13 protein-coding genes are annotated in these 18883 nt (G+C 72.4%); 5 read left to right on the top strand and 8 right to left on the bottom strand.

What is annotated here, in order from left to right; genetic code table 11:
• The 6 genes from ACF07B_RS11675 to ACF07B_RS11650 form a co-directional block, all read right to left on the bottom strand.
• On the bottom strand, window positions 1–1203 hold the full coding sequence (locus ACF07B_RS11675) for a glycoside hydrolase family 6 protein (RefSeq protein ID WP_392178812.1): 1203 nt from the start codon (window positions 1201–1203) through the stop codon (window positions 1–3).
• A gap of 142 nt (window positions 1204–1345) precedes the next feature.
• Window positions 1346–2500 (bottom strand): XdhC family protein, encoded by a 1155-nt coding sequence (locus ACF07B_RS11670; protein ID WP_392178811.1) that lies wholly within the window; start codon window positions 2498–2500, stop codon window positions 1346–1348.
• A 43-nt stretch (window positions 2501–2543) separates the two neighbouring features.
• Window positions 2544–4001, bottom strand: coding sequence for an NCS2 family permease (locus tag ACF07B_RS11665; protein ID WP_392178810.1), 1458 nt, complete (start codon window positions 3999–4001; stop codon window positions 2544–2546).
• A gap of 293 nt (window positions 4002–4294) precedes the next feature.
• Entirely contained in the window at window positions 4295–6682 is a 2388-nt protein-coding gene (locus tag ACF07B_RS11660; protein WP_384238388.1) for a xanthine dehydrogenase family protein molybdopterin-binding subunit, read from the bottom strand.
• A 2-nt stretch (window positions 6683–6684) separates the two neighbouring features.
• Window positions 6685–7287, bottom strand: coding sequence for a (2Fe-2S)-binding protein (locus ACF07B_RS11655; protein WP_392178809.1), 603 nt, complete (start codon window positions 7285–7287; stop codon window positions 6685–6687).
• On the bottom strand, window positions 7287–8177 hold the full coding sequence (locus ACF07B_RS11650; protein WP_328446793.1) for a xanthine dehydrogenase family protein subunit M: 891 nt from the start codon (window positions 8175–8177) through the stop codon (window positions 7287–7289). Before ACF07B_RS11650 ends, ACF07B_RS11655 begins: the two co-directional genes overlap by 1 nt.
• A 462-nt stretch (window positions 8178–8639) precedes the next feature.
• Here ACF07B_RS11650 and ACF07B_RS11645 point away from each other — a divergent pair, with 462 nt between their 5' ends.
• Complete coding sequence (locus tag ACF07B_RS11645) at window positions 8640–10313, top strand: PucR family transcriptional regulator (protein ID WP_369482037.1); 1674 nt, start codon at window positions 8640–8642, stop codon at window positions 10311–10313.
• Window positions 10314–10463: 150 nt separating this feature from the next.
• Window positions 10464–11228 carry a hypothetical protein gene (locus ACF07B_RS11640; protein WP_384238393.1) on the top strand — a complete coding sequence of 255 codons (765 nt, stop codon included), beginning with the start codon at window positions 10464–10466 and terminating at the stop codon, window positions 11226–11228.
• A 262-nt stretch (window positions 11229–11490) separates the two neighbouring features.
• Here ACF07B_RS11640 and ACF07B_RS11635 read toward each other — a convergent pair whose 3' ends face one another.
• Window positions 11491–12405 (bottom strand): GntR family transcriptional regulator, encoded by a 915-nt coding sequence (locus ACF07B_RS11635; protein ID WP_392179190.1) that lies wholly within the window; start codon window positions 12403–12405, stop codon window positions 11491–11493.
• Between the two features lie 380 nt (window positions 12406–12785).
• Here ACF07B_RS11635 and ACF07B_RS11630 point away from each other — a divergent pair, with 380 nt between their 5' ends.
• Both ACF07B_RS11630 and ACF07B_RS11625 read left to right on the top strand, forming a co-directional pair.
• Window positions 12786–13697 carry a (2Fe-2S)-binding protein gene (locus ACF07B_RS11630; RefSeq protein WP_392178808.1) on the top strand — a complete coding sequence of 304 codons (912 nt, stop codon included), beginning with the start codon at window positions 12786–12788 and terminating at the stop codon, window positions 13695–13697.
• Window positions 13698–14052: 355 nt separating this feature from the next.
• Window positions 14053–15090: a DUF2637 domain-containing protein gene (locus ACF07B_RS11625; protein ID WP_369482040.1), complete on the top strand. Its 1038-nt coding sequence runs from the start codon at window positions 14053–14055 to the stop codon at window positions 15088–15090.
• Between the two features lie 34 nt (window positions 15091–15124).
• Here ACF07B_RS11625 and ACF07B_RS11620 read toward each other — a convergent pair whose 3' ends face one another.
• Window positions 15125–15523, bottom strand: coding sequence for an ATP-binding protein (locus tag ACF07B_RS11620; RefSeq protein WP_392179189.1), 399 nt, complete (start codon window positions 15521–15523; stop codon window positions 15125–15127).
• Window positions 15524–15792: 269 nt separating this feature from the next.
• Here ACF07B_RS11620 and ACF07B_RS11615 point away from each other — a divergent pair, with 269 nt between their 5' ends.
• Window positions 15793–18840 (top strand): alpha-mannosidase, encoded by a 3048-nt coding sequence (locus tag ACF07B_RS11615; protein ID WP_392178807.1) that lies wholly within the window; start codon window positions 15793–15795, stop codon window positions 18838–18840.
• The last annotated feature ends 43 nt before the right edge of the window (window positions 18841–18883 follow it).

Raw genomic sequence — 18883 nt, 5'->3', positions numbered from 1 at the left:
TCAGCCTCCCGGAAGAAGCGGCGGTTCGGCCAACTGGGACAGTTCCAGGGCCTGTTGCGGGAACCAGTCGCCCGCCTTCGGGTCGACCGTGCCGCGCTCGGGGTCCTCGGGCCCCGCCGTTCCGCGCAGGCAGAGGCCGTCCGACTCCCCGGGGGTCTTGATCCACAGCCGGGCGTCCTGGAGTGGGTCGCCGGTGCGCAGCGTGGGCCGGGCGCCGAGGCCGCGGTCCGGCGGGTTGCACCAGTCCTGGGCATCCGTGTACGTGCCCGCCGGCGGGGTCCAGGGGCCGCGTCCGTTGCGGCTGGAGTCCGTGACGAAGTGCTTCATCCGGGAGGGCGGGGCCGACACGTTCGCGTCGATCCAGGCCTGCGCGTCCGCACGCGGCCACCACTGGTTGGGACACTGAGCGACGTCACCGCCGCTGTCGGCGTAAGCCAGACAGGACGAGATGAGCTTGCCGTACCAGGAGTTGGCGTCGTCGGTTTGGTAGTTCGAGGCGTTGGTGTAGAAGCCGGAGGCCCGTGCCACCCCGCCCTCGATCAGGCGCGGCACGATGGAGTTGACGGAGTGCCAGCCCGGATGCCCGGTGTCGAGATAGACCTTCGTCCCGCGCAGGGGTTCCAGGGCGTCGACCGCGTAGTTGACCTCGGCGTAGCGCGCGGCCGTCCTCGTGCCCTGCGCGTCGTCCTGGCCGCAGTCGGAGGGCAGCAGGGCGAGGGCGTCGGGTTCGAGGGTGACGATCGCGTCGCCGCGGCCGATCCCGCGGGCCACCGCGTCGATCCACGCCTCGTACTCCGCGGTGTTCGCGGCGCCGCCCGCCGAGTAGTTGGAGCAGTCCCGGCCGGGAATGTCGTACAGCGCCAGCGCGGGAATCGCGCCGTCACGGCCCGCGTCGCGCACCACCGCGCGGACCTGCTTCTCCACCTCGGCCGGTGTCTGGTCGCCGAACCACACGGCCTGCGGGGTGTTCACCATCGCCAGAATGCCCGCCGCGTCGTGGAGCCGGCCGGCCCGGGCGAGGCCGAGGGCCTGGCGGTACGCGTCCGGGTTGGCGTCAGGGACGTAGAGGGACCGTCCGTGGCCGGGGGCCTGCGCGTGGCCGGGGGCCTGCGCGCCCTGTGCGGCCTGTGCCGGGGGTACGGCGAAGAGGGCGGCCAGCCCTACGGTCAGTGCGGCGAGCCACGTGGGGGTGCGTCGTCTCATACAGGTTCACTCCGGGGTCGCAACGGTCACGAGGGACTTGCGGGAGCGCTCCCACAGGAGGGTTGCCGAGAGGCGGACGCACGTCAATACGGGGCACGGAAGAACCCGCGCGAAAACAGCGGAACGGCCCGGAGGCGGGCCCTCAGGCCACCGACCCGATCCGCCGCGCCGTGACCGGGGGCGTGTCGTGATGGATGGGGGTGTGCGCCCCGGTGAGGGAGACCCCGCTTCCACCGCGCCGGTCGGCCACGATCTCCGCGGCGATCGACAGCGCCGTCTCCTCGGGGGTCCGCGCTCCCAGGTCCAGGCCGATCGGCGACCTGAGGCGGGCCAGCTCCATCTCGGTGACGCCGACCTCGCGCAGCCGTTCGTTGCGGTCCAGGTGCGTGCGGCGCGAACCCATGGCACCGACGTACGCCACCGGGAGCCGCAGCGCGAGCCGGAGCAGCGGCACGTCGAACTTGGCGTCGTGGGTGAGGACGCACAGGACGGTGCGGGAGTCGACCTCAGCGCGCTCCAGATAGCGGTGGGGCCACTCCACGACGATCTCGTCCGCCTCGGGAAAGCGGGCCGCCGTCGCGAAGACCGGGCGGGCGTCGCACACCGTCACCCGGTAGCCGAGGAACTTGCCCATGCGGACCAGCGCCGAGGCGAAGTCGATGGCGCCGAAGACGATCATGCGCGGGGGCGGGACCGAGGACTCCACCAGGACCGTGAGCGGCGCTCCGCAACGAGAGCCCTGCTCTCCGATCTCCACGGTGGCGGTGCGGCCGGCATCCAGCAGGGCCGCCGCCTCGCCCACCACCGTACGGTCGAGTCCGGGGTGGGCGCCGAAGCCGCCCTCGTGGGAGCCGTCGGGACGTACGACGAGGGCCCGGCCCATCAGCTCGGCGGGCCCGCCCACGACGCGGGCGAGCGCCGCCGCCTCGCCGCGCGCCGCGCCGGCCAGGGCCGCCGCGAGCACCGCCCGGCGGGCGGTGTCGCGCGAGCGGACCGGGGTGACGAGGATGTCGATGACGCCGCCGCAGGTCAGGCCGACCGCGAAGGCGTCGTCGTCGCTGTAGCCGAAGCGTTCGAGGACGGTCTCGCCGTCGTCCAGCGCCTGCGCGCACAGGTCGTAGACCGCTCCTTCCACGCAACCGCCCGAGACCGAGCCGATCGCCGTGCCGTCGGAGTCGACGGCGAGTGCGGCGCCCGGCCGGCGGGGCGCGCTGCCGCCGACCGCCACCACGGTGGCGACGGCGAAGTCGCGGCCCTGCTCGACCCACCGGTGCAGTTCTTCGGCGATGTCCAGCATGTCTCGGTCTCCTTGACAGCGGTTGCGTGGAAGGGGCTCGGCGTCAGCGGACGCCCAGCCAGCCCTCGATGGGGTGGAGCGCGAAGTAGACGAAGAAGACCGCGGTCAGCCCCCACATGAAGGCCCCGATCTCCCGGGCCCTGCTCTGGGCGATCTTGACGACGACGTAGCTGATCACACCGGCCGCCACGCCCGCGGTGATCGAATAGGTGAACGGCATGATCACGACCGTCAGGAAGACCGGGACGGCGGTGGCGCGGTCCGCCCAGTCGACGTGGCGCGCGTTCGTCATCATCATGGCGCCGATGACCACCAGGGCCGCCGCCGCGATCTCGCCCGGGACGATCGCCGTGAGCGGGGTGAAGAACAGGCAGGCCGCGAAGAAGAGGCCGGTGACGACGGAGGAGAGTCCGGTACGGGCTCCTTCGCCGACGCCGGTCGCGGACTCGACGAAGACCGTCTGGCCGGACGCTCCGGCCACTCCGCCGACCGCTCCGCCCGCGCCGTCGATGAACAGCGCCTTCGACAGACCGGGCATCCGGCCCCGGTCGTCGGCCAGTCCGGCTTCGGTGCCGACGCCGATGATCGTGGCCATCGCGTCGAAGAACCCGGCGAGCACCAGAGTGAAGACGATCATGCCGACCGTCATGGCGCCGACATGGCTCCAGCCGCCGAACTCGACCTCGCCGAAGAGCGAGAAGTCCGGCATCGAGACGGCGCTGCCGTGCAGTTCGGGGGCGCCGCCGGCCCACTGGCCGGGGTCGACGGCACCGGTGGCGTCGAGGACGACGGAGACGACCGTGCCGGAGACGATGCCGATGAGGATCGCTCCGGGGACGCCGCGCGCCTGGAGCGCGAAGATCAGCAGCAGGGTCGCGGCGAAGAGCAGCACCGGCCAGCCGGCGAGTTCGCCGGCGGGGCCGAGGGTGAGGGGGGTGGCCTTGCCCGGGTGCACGAAGCCGGCCTTGACCAGGCCGATCAGCGCGATGAACAGGCCGATCCCCATGGTGATGGCGTGCTTGAGCGCCAGCGGGATCGCGTTCATGATCATCTCGCGGAGCCCGGTGACGACCAGGAGCATGATGACCACGCCGTACATCACGCACATGCCCATGGCCTGCGGCCAGGTCATCTGCGGGACGACCTGCGAGGAGAGCACCCCGGACACCGAGAGTCCGGCGGCGAGGGCCAGCGGCACCTTGCCGACGAATCCCATGAGAAGGGTGGTGAAGGCCGCCGCGAACGCCGTCGCGGTGATCAGCGCCTTCTGGCCGAGCACGTCCCCCGCCACGTCCTTGCCGGACAGGATGAGGGGGTTGAGCAGCAGGATGTACGCCATCGCCATGAAGGTGGTGACGCCGCCGCGCACCTCGCGCGCGATCGAACTGTCCCGCTGGGTTATGTGGAAGTACCGGTCGAGCCAAGACCGTCCGGCCGGAACGCGGCTGCCCGCGCCCGCGTCCTGCGCGGTGGTCTTCGGCTCCAGTGACTGCTGGGTCATGTGGGCCTGCTCCCAAGGTTCAAAGGGGCACCCGGACAGCCGTCCTGACGGCTGGTCAGCCGCGTTGGCGGCTGCGGGATTTGGGAAGGTGCTTCGGCCGCACGACCCGGGGGACGGCCCGAGACGAACGTGGGAAACGATGAGGAACGAGAGGAACTCTGCTGCTGTATGTGTCTGTTGCCTGCCGTTTTCCGGCGGCTCCCGGTCCCGCGAGCGGTGCGGTGACCGGGTGCTCCGGGCGGCTCGGGGAGGTGTGGCGTTCCCGGTGCCGCCCGGAGAGATGCGTCCGGCGCCTACGCGGTTCCCGTGAGGTGTTCGGGGCGTACCGGCGTCCGGTCGAGCTCCAGACCCGTCGCGTTCCGGATCGCCGCGAGGACGGCCGGGGTGGACGACAGGGTCGGGGCCTCGCCGACGCCACGGAGCCCGTAGGGGGCGTGGTCGTCGGCGAGTTCGAGCACATCGACGGGGATGGTCGGTGTGTCGAGGATGGTGGGGATCAGATAGTCCGTGAAGGAGGGGTTGCGCACCTTCGCGGTCTTCGGGTCGACGATGATCTCCTCCATGACCGCGACGCCCAGGCCCTGGGTGGTACCACCCTGGATCTGGCCGATGACGGACAGCGGGTTGAGCGCCTTGCCGACGTCCTGGGCGCAGGCCAGTTCGATGACCTTGACCAGCCCGAGTTCGGTGTCCACCTCGACCACGGCGCGGTGCGCGGCGAAGGAGTACTGGACATGGCCGTTGCCCTGCCCGGTGCGCAGGTCGAACGCCTCGGTCGGCCGGTGCCGCCACTCGGCCTCGATCTCGACGGCCTCTCCTTCGAGCACGTCGGCGAGATCGGCGAGGACCTCGCCGCCGTCGGTGACGACCTTGCCTCCCTCCAGGAGGAGTTCGGCCGTGGCCCACGCGGGGTGGTACGTACCGAACTTGCGGCGGCCGATCTCCAGGACCTTCTCGCGGACCAGCTCGCAGGAGTTCCTGACGGCGCCACCGGTGACGTACGTCTGACGCGAGGCGGACGTCGAACCGGCGCTGCCCACCCGGGTGTCGGCCGGCTGGATGGTCACCTGGGCGACGCCCAGTTCCGTACGGGCGATCTGCGCGTGGACCGTGACGCCGCCCTGGCCGACCTCGGCCATCGCGGTGTGCACGGTGGCGACCGGTACACCGCCGACGACCTCCATGCGGACCTTGGCCGTCGAGTAGTCGTCGAACCCCTCGGAGAAGCCGACGTTCTTGATGCCGACGGCGTACCCGATCCCGCGGACGACGCTCTCGCCGTGCGTGGTGTTGGACAGACCGCCGGGCAGTTGCCGTACGTCGGCCTCCTCGCCCGCGGAGAGCCACTGCCGCTCGGGCGGCAGCGGCATCGCCTTGACGCGGCGCAGGAGTTCGGCGACCGGGGCCGGTGAGTCGACGCGCTGCCCGGTCGGCAGGAGCGAGCCCTGTTCCATCGCGTTGAGCTGACGGAACGCGACCCGGTCCATGCCCACCTGGTCGGCGAGCTTGTCCATCTGGGCCTCGTAGGCGAAGCACGCCTGGACCGCGCCGAAGCCGCGCATGGCTCCGCAGGGCGGGTTGTTGGTGTAGAGCGCGATGGCCTCGATGTCGACGTCGTCAACCACGTACGGGCCGACGCCGAGCGAGGAGGCGTTGCCGACGACCGCCGGGGAGGCCGACGCGTACGCGCCGCCGTCGAGCACGATCCGCGCCTTGACGTGCGTGAGCTTGCCGTCCCTGGTCGCCCCGTGCTCGTAGGTGAGCTTGGCGGGGTGGCGGTGCACGTGCCCGAAGAAGGACTCGAAGCGGTTGTAGACGATCTTGACGGGCTTGCCGGTGCGCAGGGCGAGCAGGCAGGCGTGGATCTGCATCGACAGGTCCTCACGGCCGCCGAACGCGCCGCCGACCCCGGAGAGGGTCATCCGGACCTTGTCCTCGGGCAGGCCGAGCACCGGGGCGATCTGGCGCAGGTCGGAGTGCAGCCACTGGGTGGCGACGTAGAGCTCGACGCCGCCGTCCTCCGAGGGCACGGCGAGACCGGACTCGGGTCCGAGGAAGGCCTGGTCCTGCATGCCGAAGGTGTACTCGCCCCGGACGACGAAGTCGGCCTTCCTCGCGGCCGCTTCGACGTCGCCGCGGACGATCGGCTGGCGGTGCACGATGTTCGGGTGCGGCACGTGGCCGATGTGGTGGTCGTCGCGTCCCTCGTGGACGAGGACCGCCCCGGGCGCGGTCGCGGACGCCTCGTCCGTGATCACCGGCAGCTCGCGGTACTCCACCTTGATCTTGGCGGCGGCGCGGCGCGCGGTCTCCGGGTGGTCGGCGGCGACGATGGCGACCGGCTCGCCGTGGTGGCGTACCTTGCCGTGCGCGAGGACCGGGGTGTCCTGGATCTCCAGGCCGTAGTTCTTCACGTCGGTGGGCAGGTCGTCGTACGTCATGACGGCGTACACGCCGGGCTGTGCGATGGCCTCGGAGGTGTCGATGGACACGATCTCGGCGTGGGCGACCGTGGAGCGCAGGATCTGGCCCCACAGCATGTCCTCGTGCCACATGTCGGAGGAGTACGCGAACTCGCCGGTGACCTTGAGGGTGCCGTCCGGGCGGAGCGTGGACTCGCCGATGCCGCCCTTGGTCCGGGAGCCCTGCGTGATGTTCGTGGGTGTTCCGGTGGTTCCCATGATCAGACCGCCTCGGACTGCCGGGCGGCCGCGAGGCGGACCGCGTCCATGATCTTCTCGTAGCCGGTGCAGCGGCACAGGTTGCCCGAGAGCGCCTCGCGGATGTCCGCGTCGGTCGGGTTCGGGGTGCGCTCCAGCATCTCGTCCGCCGCGACCAGCAGACCCGGGGTGCAGAAGCCGCACTGGACGGCTCCGGCGTCGATGAACGCCTGCTGGACGGGCGAGAGTTCGGTGCCCTCGCCGGTGTGCGAGTCGTGCCCCTCGGCGGCCCAGCTCTGGGCCTCGTCGAGCGAAATGCCCGTCGCGTCGGCCGTGTCGCGGGCACCCGTCGCGCAACCGGCGTGCTCCGCCCGCTGCTTGGCGAAGTCGGCCAGCCCCTCGACGGTGACGACCTCCCTGCCCTCCACCTGGCCGGCGGCGACCAGACAGGAACACACGGGCACACCGTCCAGGCGGACGGTGCAGGAGCCGCACTCGCCCTGCTCGCAAGCGTTCTTGGAACCGGGCAGGCCGAGGCGCTCGCGCAGGACGTACAGGAGGCTCTCGCCCTCCCAGACGTCGTCGGCCTCCTGCCGGCGGCCGTTGACCGTGAAGTTGACACGCATTACGCGACTCCCTCCGTGCGGGCGGCGGTGCCGCGGTAGGACTCCCAGGTCCAGGTGAGCGTGCGCCGGGCCATGACACCGACCGCGTGGCGGCGGTAGCTCGCCGTGCCGCGGACGTCGTCGATCGGGTTGCAGGCGGCGGAGCACAGCACGGCGAACTGCTTGGCCACCGAGGGGGTGATGATCTTGCCGTTGTCCCAGAAGCCGCCCTCGTCGAGCGCCGCGTTCAGGAACTCCTCGGCGGTCTTCGCGCGGACCGGGGTCGGCGCGGCCGAGCCGATGCCGGTGCGGACCGTACGGGTCTCGGGGTGCAGGGCCAGACCGAAGGCGCACACCGCGATCACCATGGCGTTGCGGGTGCCGACCTTGGAGAACTGCTGCGGTCCGTCCGCCTTCTTGATGTGGACGGCGCGGATCAGCTCGTCGGGCGCGAGCGCGTTGCGCTTCACGCCGGTGTAGAAGTCGTCGATCGGGATCAGCCGCGAACCGCGCACCGACTGGGCCTCGACCTCGGCACCCGCCGCGAGGAGGGCGGGATGGGCGTCGCCGGCCGGGGAGGCGGTACCGAGGTTGCCGCCGACGCCGCCGCGGTTGCGGATCTGCGGGGAGGCCACCGTGTGGGAGGCGAGGGCCAGCCCGGGAAGCTCACGGCGCAGGTTCTCCATGATCCGGGTGTACGGAACGGAGGCGCCCAGACGCACGCTGCTCTCGCCGGCCTCCCACTCGCTCAGCTCGCCGATGCGGTTCAGGTCGAGGAGGTACTCGGGCCTGCGGTGATCGAAGTTGATCTCGACCATCACATCGGTGCCACCCGCAATCGGCACAGCGGTCGGGTGCTCGGCCTTGGCGGCGAGCGCCTCCTCCCAACTGGCGGGGCGAAGGAAGTCCATGAGTGGCTCTCTTCATTCGTGTCGTGGGTGTTGTGATCAAGCCAGATCGGGTGCGGCGTCCTCGGCTCGGTCATGAGGTCTCAACAGCGGAGTGGGGTCAGTACACCGTGGTGTCCGGCACCGGGGTCAGTCACCGAAACCATGAAGGAGTTCGCTGGCCAGCGCGCGCATCTTGTAGATTCGTATGAACCGAGGCCATCGGCAACCTCTTCGTTTTCCTCCGGAAACAGTCGCCCGGTCCTCTGGACACAGTCGGCCGGTCCCCCGGAAACGGGGGCCGGTCCTCCGGACACAGGAACACACCCCTGTGCAAACAGGGACACGGCACTCCGGGGGCCGAAGGCCCAGGGGCCGGTACCGCCGGCTTCCCGGAACCCACGGACAGCTCCGCGGAGCCCGGGAGACCGACGGGCCCTTCACCGATCCATCGTAGATTTCGAGACAAAGAACGGCGGCGACGAGATGCGGCTGCGCGCACTGCTGGACACGGACGCGCTGGGCCTGCGGCTGCTCGGCGGCGAGGACGAGCTGGACCGCACCGTACGCGGTGTGATGACCACCGACCTCAAGGACCCGAGCCGCTACCTGTCGGGCGGCGAACTGGTCCTCACCGGCCTCGCCTGGCGGCACGACGCCGAGGACTCCGAGCCGTTCGTCCGCATCCTGGTGAGCACCGGGGTCGCGGCCCTGGCGGCGGGTGAGGCGGAGCTCGGCGACATCCCCGACGACCTGGTCGTGGCCTGCGCCCGGCACCGGCTGCCGCTGTTCGCCGTGAACGAGTCGGTCGCCTTCGCCACGATCACCGAGCACGTCGTGCGCCAGGTCTCGGGCGAGCGCGCCGGAGACCTGGCCGCCGTGGTCGAGCGGCACCGGCGGATGATGACCTCGGGCCCGGCCGGGGGCGGCCCCGACGTGGTCCTCGACCTCCTCGGCACCGACCTCGACCTGCGCGCCTGGGTCCTGTCGCCCGCCGGACGGCCCATCGCGGGCTCGAAGCTCGCGGGCGGCGCGCTGCCCGCCGGTACCCGCGCCGAGCTGGCCGCGGCGCATCTCACGGCGGTCCGCTCCGGGCGCCGGGGACCGCACCGGGTGACGGTCGGCCCGGCGATGTACTCGCTCTTCCCGGTCCGCTCCCCGGGGCGCGCCCCGGGCGCCTTCCGGGACGTCCGCGAGACGGTGCTGTCCGACTGGCTGCTCGCCGTCGAGGCGGACGCCGGGGACTGGCCCGAGGAGCGGCTCGACCTGCTCCAGGGCGTCACCCAGCTCATCGCGGTGGAGCGGGACCGGCGGGACGCGGCGCGCACGGTGCGCCGACGGCTCGCGCAGGAAGTCCTGGAACTCGTCCAGGCGGGGGCCGCGCCCGCCGAGATAGCGGCCCGGCTGCGGGTCGCGGCGCCGGTGCTGCTGCCGGGCCTCGGCGCGGCCCCGCACTGGCAGGTCGTGGTGGCGCGCGTCGAGTGGGACGGCGGCGAGGTCGAGGGCGGCCCGGTCGCCCAGGCGCTGCTGGAGGAGATCCTCGTCGACCCGCTGTCGCCGGGGCCCGAGCTCTCCGACCGGATCGCCGTCGCCCATACGGGTGCGGAGGCGGTCGCGCTCGTCCCCCTTCCGGCGGTCTCCACCGACGAGGACGGCCCCGAGCCCGGTCTGCACGCCGACACACTGCTGACGGCCGTACGGGAGCCGTTGTCGGCCGGTCTGAACGACGACGGCCGGCTCACCATCGGCGTCAGCGCGGCCGTCCACTCGGCCGAGGGGCTGCGCGGCGCCCTGGAGGAGGCGCGGCACGCCCGCCGGGTCGCCGCGGCCCGCCCCGGCCGGGTCTGCGCGGCCGGGCACCAGGAGCTGGCCTCGCACGTCCTGCTGCTGCCGTTCGTCCCCGACGACGTGCGCCGCGCCTTCACCGCCCGCCTGCTGGACCCGCTGCGCGAGTACGACGGCCGGCACCGCGCGGAGCTGATCCCGACCCTGGAGGCGTTCCTCGACTGCGACGGCTCCTGGACGCGCTGCGCGGCCCGTCTGCACCTCCACGTCAACACGCTGCGCTACCGCGTCGGCCGTATCGAGCAGTTGACGAGTCGTGATCTGTCGCGCCTCGAAGACAAGTTGGACTTCTTCCTGGCACTGCGGATGAGCTGACCCCAGGAGCCCGGGCGGCCCGGCACGGGACCGATGACTTTGTGAAATCCTTCACCCACCCTCTTGGCCGGGCCCGGTGATCCGTGCTGAGATGCCACCACTCAACAGCTCAATGGCGTGCTCGGGGAGGGCAACGTGGCGCATACCGCCATGTCTGGTACCGGAACGACTGCAGGGGACGATCCACTCCAGACCGCGGTATGGCGGCTGCGCTCGCGCGCCTGCTGGGCCGACGCGGCCGCGCTGATCAAGCCGCACGCGGCGGGGCCGGCGCTCCAGAGAGCGTCGCTCCTGGTCGAGCGGTGTCTCTACACCGAGCAGGGCTGGGCCGAGGCGGAGGACGCGCTGCGCACGGCCGAGGCGCTGGCCCAGAGCGACGACGAGCGGGGCGCGGCCGCCTGCGAGCGGGGCCAACTCGCCTACGCCGCCACCTTGCTGGGCGTGCGCGACCGGGCCGACGAGGCGCGTGCGGCGCTCGGCCGGGCCGCGGCACTGCTCGCGCCGGGCGCGCCCGGCCGGGCACTGCTGGACTTCCGGCGCGGGCTGCTCGCCGAGAACCTCGCGCACGCCCCGCAGGCGGCCCGCGCCGCCTACCGGCGGGCACACGCGGGCGCGACCGCCCAGAACGACGCGCTGCTGCTGTCCTTCACCTGGCGGCATCTCGCCGGAATCTCCCTGCGGGAAGGGGAGTTGGCGGAGGCCCGGCACGGCTTCGCCGAATCCCTGCGGATCCGGGAGGAGCTGGGTTACCTGGTCGGTACGGCGCCGGCGCTGGCGTCGCTCGCCGACACCGAGGCCGAGCCGGAGGCCTCGCGGCTGCGGGCGGAGGCGGGACGGCTGTTCCGGCTGCTCGGGGGCGTCCCCCTGTGGCTGGCGGACCAGTTGACCCCGGCACCGCCCGCCGCGACGGCCTGACCCTGTGGACCATTGAACACGTGACACCACCCGGAGGGGTGCCCACCGGGCTTCCGGCGGGCACCCCTCCGGCATGACGGCACCCGCCCGGGTACCGGAAGGCTCCCGAGGGCCCGGGGTGCCGCACCCGTGCGGGAAACCGGGGCTCCGGCCCGGTGCGTTCGGGTCGCCGGAGCGGAACGGACGGGCGAGCGAGGCGGCGGGCGGCGTCGGTGAAGGCGCCGGGCCGTCGAGGCCGGCGAGGTGCCGTGCCCGAGACGGGTCAGGGCGCGCCGGTGAAGTGCTCCCGTACGAGCGCCTGGACGACCGAAAGGTCCTCGGCGATCAACGCGTCCAGCAGCGCGGTGTGTTCGGCCGCGTCGGCCACCAGGTCGGCGCGGCCCCGGGAGACGGGACCGCCGACGAGCGGCCACTGCGCGCGCCGGTGCAGATCGTCGGCGATGCGCACCAGCTGCGCGTTGCCCGCGAGGGCCAGGACCGCGCGGTGGAAGGACCGGTCGGACTCCGCGTAGGTCGCACGGCAGCCCGAGGAGGCGGCCCGCACGGTGGCTTCGGCGAGCGGACGCAGCTCGGCCCAGCGGGCGGCGGGCACCGTACGCGCGAGCCGGAGCATCACCGGGACCTCGATCAGGCCCCGGATCTCGGCGAGTTCGGCCAGTTCCCGGATGCCGCGCTCGATGACGCGGAAGCCCCGGTTGGGGACGACCTCGACGGCGCCTTCGAGGGCGAGTTGCTGCATCGCCTCCCGGACGGGCGTCGCCGACACCCCGAAGCGGTCGCCGAGCGCCGGCGCCGAGTACACCTCGCCGGGAGCGAGTTCACCCGCGACGAGCGCGGTACGCAGGGCGTCGAGGATCTGCCCCCGGACGGAGGAGCGCTGCACGACGGGGCGGGCCGCCTCCGCGCGGGCGGCGGGGCGGGCCTCTTCGGCGTACACGGGCCGGACGTTCGGCTCGCGTACGGCCGGACGGGTCTCCTCGGTGTGCGCGGGACGGGCGCTCCCGGCGTCCGCTCCCGGCCGGGCCCGGTCCGCGCGGGCGGGACCGTCGTTCTCCGGCCGTCCGGCGGGGCGCGTCGCGTCGGCGGGTGCCGGCCTGACGTTCTCGGGGTTCGCGGCGGGGCGGGCGTCGTCCGTACGGACGGACGCGCGGGTGTCCTCGGCGCGCGGGTGCGGGATCGGCGTCTCGCTGTGCGTGTGCTCACCGCGGGCCGAGGCCAGGGCCACGGGGCGAACGCCGGCCGGCTCGGCACCGGGACCGTCGCCGGCGACACCCGCGGGCACTCCCCTGACCCGTCCCGCGTCCGCGGGCCCCGCCTGCTGCGGGACCCGGAAGGCGCCCGGGTCGGCGTCCGGGACCCACGCCCCGGCGGAGCCGTGCGCGCCGCGCGGACCGGTCTGCTCCACGGTTCCTCCTCCGGGTCGTCGGTACGGGGGTCAAGACGTCGATGGTTACTGGTCCGTCAAGCACGATAGGCGCACACGGCCCCAGTTCAAACACCCGGCCGACAGGGTAAGGTAAGGCTTACCTGCTAACGATCGTGAAGCGATGGTTTCGCATGTCCACTCCCACGCTGTCGGCCGACACCGCCACGACCGCCCCGGCGGCCCCGGTCGTTCCTGCCGGTCGAGGCGCGCCGGCCGCCGCCGTGTCGCCCTTCGCCGACGCCTACGCACGGCTGAGCGAGGTCTTCCCCGACCTGGGCGTCATCGAGCTGGGAGCGGATGAGGCGGCCCCGCGGGGCCCGGGTTGGGCCGCCGCCGCCCGGCTCGCCGAGGGCGGGCCGGACCTCGACGCGTTTCTCGCCTGGGACGAGGACCAGGTGCTCCGGGACTACGCGACGCGGGCACGGCCCGACGTGGTGGCCGGCTTCGGACTGCACCGGTACGCCTGGCCGGCCTGCCTGCTGATCACCGTGCCGTGGTTCCTCCTGCGCCGGGTGCCCCGCCTGCCTGTGGAGGACGTCACATTCCAGCGGGAGCAAGGCCGGATGGCCGTCCGGATCACCACGTTCGCCTGTCTGCCGGACGACCCGGCCGCCGACCTGCCGGGCGCCCGGGTCGTGCCGGACGAGGAGGCGCTGCGCGCGGAGGTGCGCGCCGCGGTGGCCGAGCACCTGGAGCCCGTCCTCGGCGGATTCGGGCCGCGCATGCGACGGCGCGGCCGGGCACTGTGGGGCATGGCCACGGACGAGACAGTCGAGGGCCTCTGGTACGTCGCCGGTCTGTTCGGCGAGGAGCGGCGCGCGATGCGCGAGCTGGAGCTGCTGCTGCCGGACTCGACCCGGCCGTACGTCGGCTCGGCGGCCTTCCGCGAACTGACGGGTCCCGACGGGGAGTCCCTGCCCACCCGGGACCGGGTGAGCTGCTGCCTTTTCTACACCGTGCGCCCCGAGGACACCTGCGCCACCTGTCCGCGCACCTGCGACGCGGCCCGGGTCACCCAGTTGACCACCGCCGACGCGCGCTGAGACGCCCGGGGCGGGCCGACCGGGGCGCGAGCGCGACCGTACGCCTCCCCGGGCGCGGAGCGGAACCAGCCGCGGCACCCCCGGAGCACCTGAGCGGCGGACGAGGCCCGTCCACGGATCACAGGTACTTCACACATTCCTCACGTGTCACGGGACCTTTCCGCGGAACCATCCGTATGGGTGGTCTTAATCGCACTCAACTCCCGCCCCTCGCGCGGCAGTTCGAGCAGAAGGTCGCCCTGCGCGCCTTCTTGCACTTCCTTGGCGGCCTCTTGCCCCGAAACCCCCTGAGGGCCGATGCGGTTGGGCCACTATGGCGGGCGTTACGCCCTATCCCAATGCAAGGGACCCCCCGATGAGACTGACCGACATATCGCTGAACTGGCTGCTTCCAGGCGCCGTTCTGCTCCTGGGCCTGCTGGCGGCGGTGGCGGTGCTCGCACGCGGCAAGCGGTCCGGGGACAGCGCGAGCAGCGACGACTCGTGGGAGCGCACCGAGGAACGCCGCAGGCGCAAGGAGGCCGTCTACGGCACGGCCTCCTATGTCCTGCTGTTCTGCTGTGCCGCCGTCGCGGCGGCACTCTCCTTCCACGGCCTGGTCGGCTTCGGCCAGCAGAACCTCGGCCTCTCCGACGGCTGGGAGTACCTCGTCCCGTTCGGCCTGGACGGGGCGGCGATGTTCTGTTCCGTCCTCGCGGTGCGTGAGGCCAGCCACGGTGACGCGGCGCTCGGCTCCCGCATACTCGTGTGGACCTTCGCCGGTGCCGCGGCCTGGTTCAACTGGGTGCACGCGCCCCGGGGCATGGACCACGCCGGCGCTCCGCAGTTCTTCGCGGGCATGTCCCTGTCGGCCGCCGTCCTGTTCGACCGGGCCCTGAAGCAGACCCGTCGGGCCGCCCTGCGCGAGCAGGGCCTGGTCCCGCGGCCGCTGCCGCAGATCCGTATCGTCCGCTGGCTGCGCGCCCCCCGGGAGACCTACAGCGCGTGGTCACTGATGCTCCTGGAGAACGTCCGGTCCCTGGACGAGGCCGTGGACGAGGTGCGCGAGGACCGGCGCCAGAAGGAGCAGAACCGGCTGCGCCGCCGCAACGAAGAGCGGGTCGAGCGAGCGCACCTCAAGGCGCTCAGCCGTGGTCACCGCGGTTTCCCCGGCCGCGGCGCCGCCCGGGAACTGGAGACCACCGTGGAGCGGGCACCCGCCGGAGCCTCCACGGAGCCTGCCATATCCACCGCGGAGCAGCTGCCCGTACGATCGCGGCCCTCCCTCACCCCCGTCCGCAAGGGCACTGAGCCGATCACCGTCGACCTCACCACGGAGGACGACACGATGGCCCTGCCCCGGCTCGACTCCCTGGAGCGCAAGCTCAAGGACCTTGAACAGCAGTTCGGCTGAGCCGCCCGGACACGACAACGGCGACGCGGTGTTCCTACACCGCGTCGCCGTTCAGTTCGAACCACACCGCCTTGCCCACCCCGTGCGACCGGACGCCCCACGCGTCCGCCAGGGACTGGACGAGGACGAGACCTCTGCCGTGCGTACCGCCGTCGGCGTTCGGTACGCACAGCCGGGGCCTGCGTCCCACGAAGTCCCGGACCTCCACGCGCAGTCCGCGCGGTCCGATCGTCGCGGTCAGGACGGCGTCGTCGTCCGTGTGGATCAGCGCGTTGGTGACGAGCTCACTGGTCAGGAGCTCCGCCGTCTCGGCCCTGCCCGGTTTCCCCCACTGCCGTAAGTGCTCCCTCAGCGCCCTGCGCGCCTCGGGTACCGCCCGAAGATCCGCCTTGCCCAGCCGGCGGCGGAGCTGCGCGCCGTCCGGTTCGTCCATCGCCCCGTCGGATGCTTCCTCCACTCGATCGGTGGAGCAGGCCCCCTTGGCCATGGGACCACCTCCTCGTGCCTGCCGCTTCATGACCCCCGCCTGCGTGCCGATGTCGGTTCCCCTCTGCTCGAACACGTTCACGGGATCCATGCCCTCTTCGAGAACGTGACAGTCATGCCGAATCACCAACCAGCCCCCGTACGGGCACGGGTGCGCGAGCCACGCTCGGGGAAGTGAAGGGTTCGACAGAGCCGCCCGAGCACCGAGGAGCCGCCGTGCACGACGACCGTTCGCTGGTGGAGGCCCGTCTGGAACGCGCGCTGCGGCAGTTCCTGCGCCCCGCGCAGTACGGGGACCGGGTGCCGCTCGCGCTTTCCGCGTGGCACGCTCCGGGCGAGCCGGTGCCCGTAGGGCAGGCGCTCCAGGCCTCCTACGAGCCCTTCACGACCGGCACGGCCTGGGGAAAGCCCTGGTCGACGAGTTGGTTCCGCATCGAGGGCCGGGTGCCCGAGGAATGGGCGGGCCGCCTCGTGGAGGTGGTGATCGACCCCGGGTTCACCGGGGACGGACCCGGCTTCCAGGCGGAGGGCTTGCTGTACGACCCCGCCGGCATCCCCCTCAAGGGCATCCACCCGCGCAACCGCCACCTGACGGTCGGGGCACCGGCGAGGGGAGGCGAGGCGGTGCGCCTGCTGCTGGAGGCCGCGGCGAACCCCGCCGTCCTGCACGGCTTCGAGCCCACCCGCATGGGAGACGTCCTGACCGCCGGGGATGGGCCGATCTACCGATTCGCGGCTGCCGACCTCGCCGTACTGGACGAGGACGTGTGGCATCTGGTCCTGGACACCGAGGTCCTCTCGGAGCTGATGTACGAACTGGATCCGCAGCGGCCGCGCCGGCACGAGATCCTGCGCGCCCTGGAGAACATGCTCGACGCCCTCGATCTGCACGACGTGTCCGGCACGGCCGCGGCGGCACGGGCCGAGCTCACGGAGGTGCTGTCGCGGCCCGCGTCGGCCAGCGCGCACCGCGTCTCGGCGACCGGACACGCGCACATCGACTCGGCGTGGCTGTGGCCGCTGCGCGAGACGGTCCGCAAGGCTTCCCGGACCTTCGCCAACGTCACCGCGCTGGCCCTCGACTACCCGGAGCTGGTCTTCGCCTGCTCCCAGGCGCAGCAGTACGCCTGGGTCAAGGAGCACCAGCCGCACATCTGGGAGCGCATCAAGGAGGCCGTGCGGCGAGGCAATTGGGCTCCCGTGGGGTCGATGTGGGTGGAGTCCGACGCCAACATGCCCGGCGGCGAGGCGCTGGCCCGGCAGATCGTGCACGGCAAGCGATTCTTCCGGGAGGAACTGGGGGTCGAGACCGAGGAGATCTGGCTGCCGGACTCCTTCGGCTACACGGCCGCCTTCCCGCAACTGGCGAAGCTCGCCGGCGTCCGCTGGTTCCTCACCCAGAAACTGAGCTGGAACCAGACCAACAAGATGCCCCATCACACCTTCTGGTGGGAGGGCATCGACGGCACCCGCGTCTTCACCCACTTCCCGCCCGTGGACACCTACAACTCCCAGTTCCACGGCGGTGAACTCGCCCACGCGGAGCGCAACTTCGCGGAGAAGGGCATCGCGACCCGCTCACTGGTGCCGTTCGGCTGGGGTGACGGCGGGGGCGGCCCGACGCGCGAAATGCTGGAGAAGGCACGCCGGTTGCGGTCCCTGGAGGGCTCGCCCACGGTCCGGATCGAGAAGCCGGAGGCGTTCTTCGCGGCCGCCGAGGAAGAGTACGGGGCCCACGCGCCGGTGTGGTCTGGCGAGCTGTACCTGGAACTGCACCGGGCCACCTACACCACGCAGGCCAAGACCAAGCAGGGCAACCGCCGCTCCGAACACGCCCTGCGTGAAGCCGAGTTGTGGTGCGCGACGGCCGCCGTGCGCGATGCGTCGTACAGCTACCCGTACGACGCCCTGGACCGGCTCTGGAAGACCGTGCTGCTCCACCAGTTCCACGACATCCTGCCCGGCTCCTCGATCGCCTGGGTGCACCGGGAGGCGCGCGAGACGTACGCGCGGGTGCTCGCCGAGCTGGAGGAGATCACCGCGGAGGCGGTACGGGCACTGGGGTCCGGCTCGCCGGTGGTCCTGAACGCCTCGCCGTACGAGCGGACCGAGGTGGTCGGGGACGCGCTGGTCACGGTGCCGGGGCTGGGCGGCGCCGCCGTCTCCACCGGGCCGGGACCCACGGTCCGGGCCGAACACGACGACGGCGTCATCGTGCTGGAGAACGACCGGCTGCGGGTACGGATCGACGCCGACGGGCTGCTGACCTCCGTACAGGATCTCGCGCACGGCCGGGAGGCGCTGTGCGGTCCCGGCAATCTGCTCCAGCTCCACCCCGACCATCCCAACGCCTGGGACGCCTGGGACATCGACCGGCACTACCGGCGCACCCACACGGACCTGACGTCCGCCGAGTCGGTGGAGCTGGTGGAGAGCGGGCCGCTGCGGGCGACCGTGCGCGTCACCCGGGCCTTCGGCTCCTCCCGGATCACCCAGGAGATCCGGCTGACCGCCGCGAGCCGCCGGCTGGACATCGTGACCGACGTCGACTGGCAGGAGTCGGAGAAGGTCCTCAAGGCCGCGTTCCCGCTCGACGTCCAGGCCGAACGGTCCGCCGCCGAGATCCAGTTCGGGCACGTCCACCGTCCCACCCACGCCAACACCGGCTGGGACGCGGCCCGTTTCGAGATCTGCGCCCACCGCTGGCTGCGGGTCGCGGAGGAGTCGTACGGCGTCGCGGTGCTCAACGACTCGACGTACGGCCACGACGTGACCCGTACCCCGCACACCGACGGACTCGGCACCACCGTACGGCTGACCCTGCTGCGTGCCCCGCACAGCCCGGACCCGGAGACCGATCTCGGCACGCACCGGTTCACGTACGCGCTGCTGCCGGGGGCGGGCGTCGGGGACGCCGTGGCGGAGGGACTCGCGCTCAATCTGCCGCTGCGCCGGGCCGCGGAACCGGCGCCCGAACCGCTGGTGAGCGTCGACGACCCGGCCGTCACCGTCGAGTCGGTCAAGCTCGCGGAGGACCGCGGCGGCGACGTGGTGGTGCGGCTGTACGAGTCCCGGGGCGGGCGGGCCCGTGTGAGGGTGACCGCCGGTTTCCCGCTCTCCCGGGCCGAGGTGACCGACCTGCTGGAACGCCCGCTGCGCGAGGCCCCGCCGGAGATCGAGCTGCGGCCCTTCCAGATCCTCACCCTGCGACTGCGGCCCGCCCGTCAGAGCCAGGGCACGGGGCGGGAAGGACAGGCCCCGTGAAATGGGAACCGTCCCAGGCCCTGTGACCTCATCCTTATGGAGG

This window comes from Streptomyces sp. NPDC015532 (assembly GCF_043078065.1).
In the GTDB taxonomy this organism is placed as follows: Bacteria; Actinomycetota; Actinomycetes; order Streptomycetales; family Streptomycetaceae; genus Streptomyces.
Note: the sequence above shows the minus strand (reverse complement) of the source record. Positions and strands in the feature narration are given on the sequence as shown.

What these genes read in the sequence shown, in the direction of transcription:
- ACF07B_RS11675 (WP_392178812.1), bottom strand. Translation starts at nt 1,203, where the DNA reads ATGAGACGACGCACCCCCACGTGGCTCGCCGCACTGACCGTAGGGCTG.
- ACF07B_RS11670 (WP_392178811.1), bottom strand. Translation starts at nt 2,500, where the DNA reads ATGCTGGACATCGCCGAAGAACTGCACCGGTGGGTCGAGCAGGGCCGC.
- ACF07B_RS11665 (WP_392178810.1), bottom strand. Translation starts at nt 4,001, where the DNA reads ATGACCCAGCAGTCACTGGAGCCGAAGACCACCGCGCAGGACGCGGGC.
- ACF07B_RS11660 (WP_384238388.1), bottom strand. Translation starts at nt 6,682, where the DNA reads ATGGGAACCACCGGAACACCCACGAACATCACGCAGGGCTCCCGGACC.
- ACF07B_RS11655 (WP_392178809.1), bottom strand. Translation starts at nt 7,287, where the DNA reads ATGCGTGTCAACTTCACGGTCAACGGCCGCCGGCAGGAGGCCGACGAC.
- ACF07B_RS11650 (WP_328446793.1), bottom strand. Translation starts at nt 8,177, where the DNA reads ATGGACTTCCTTCGCCCCGCCAGTTGGGAGGAGGCGCTCGCCGCCAAG.
- ACF07B_RS11645 (WP_369482037.1), top strand. Translation starts at nt 8,640, where the DNA reads ATGCGGCTGCGCGCACTGCTGGACACGGACGCGCTGGGCCTGCGGCTG.
- ACF07B_RS11640 (WP_384238393.1), top strand. Translation starts at nt 10,464, where the DNA reads ATGTCTGGTACCGGAACGACTGCAGGGGACGATCCACTCCAGACCGCG.
- ACF07B_RS11630 (WP_392178808.1), top strand. Translation starts at nt 12,786, where the DNA reads ATGTCCACTCCCACGCTGTCGGCCGACACCGCCACGACCGCCCCGGCG.
- ACF07B_RS11625 (WP_369482040.1), top strand. Translation starts at nt 14,053, where the DNA reads ATGAGACTGACCGACATATCGCTGAACTGGCTGCTTCCAGGCGCCGTT.
- ACF07B_RS11620 (WP_392179189.1), bottom strand. Translation starts at nt 15,523, where the DNA reads ATGGACGAACCGGACGGCGCGCAGCTCCGCCGCCGGCTGGGCAAGGCG.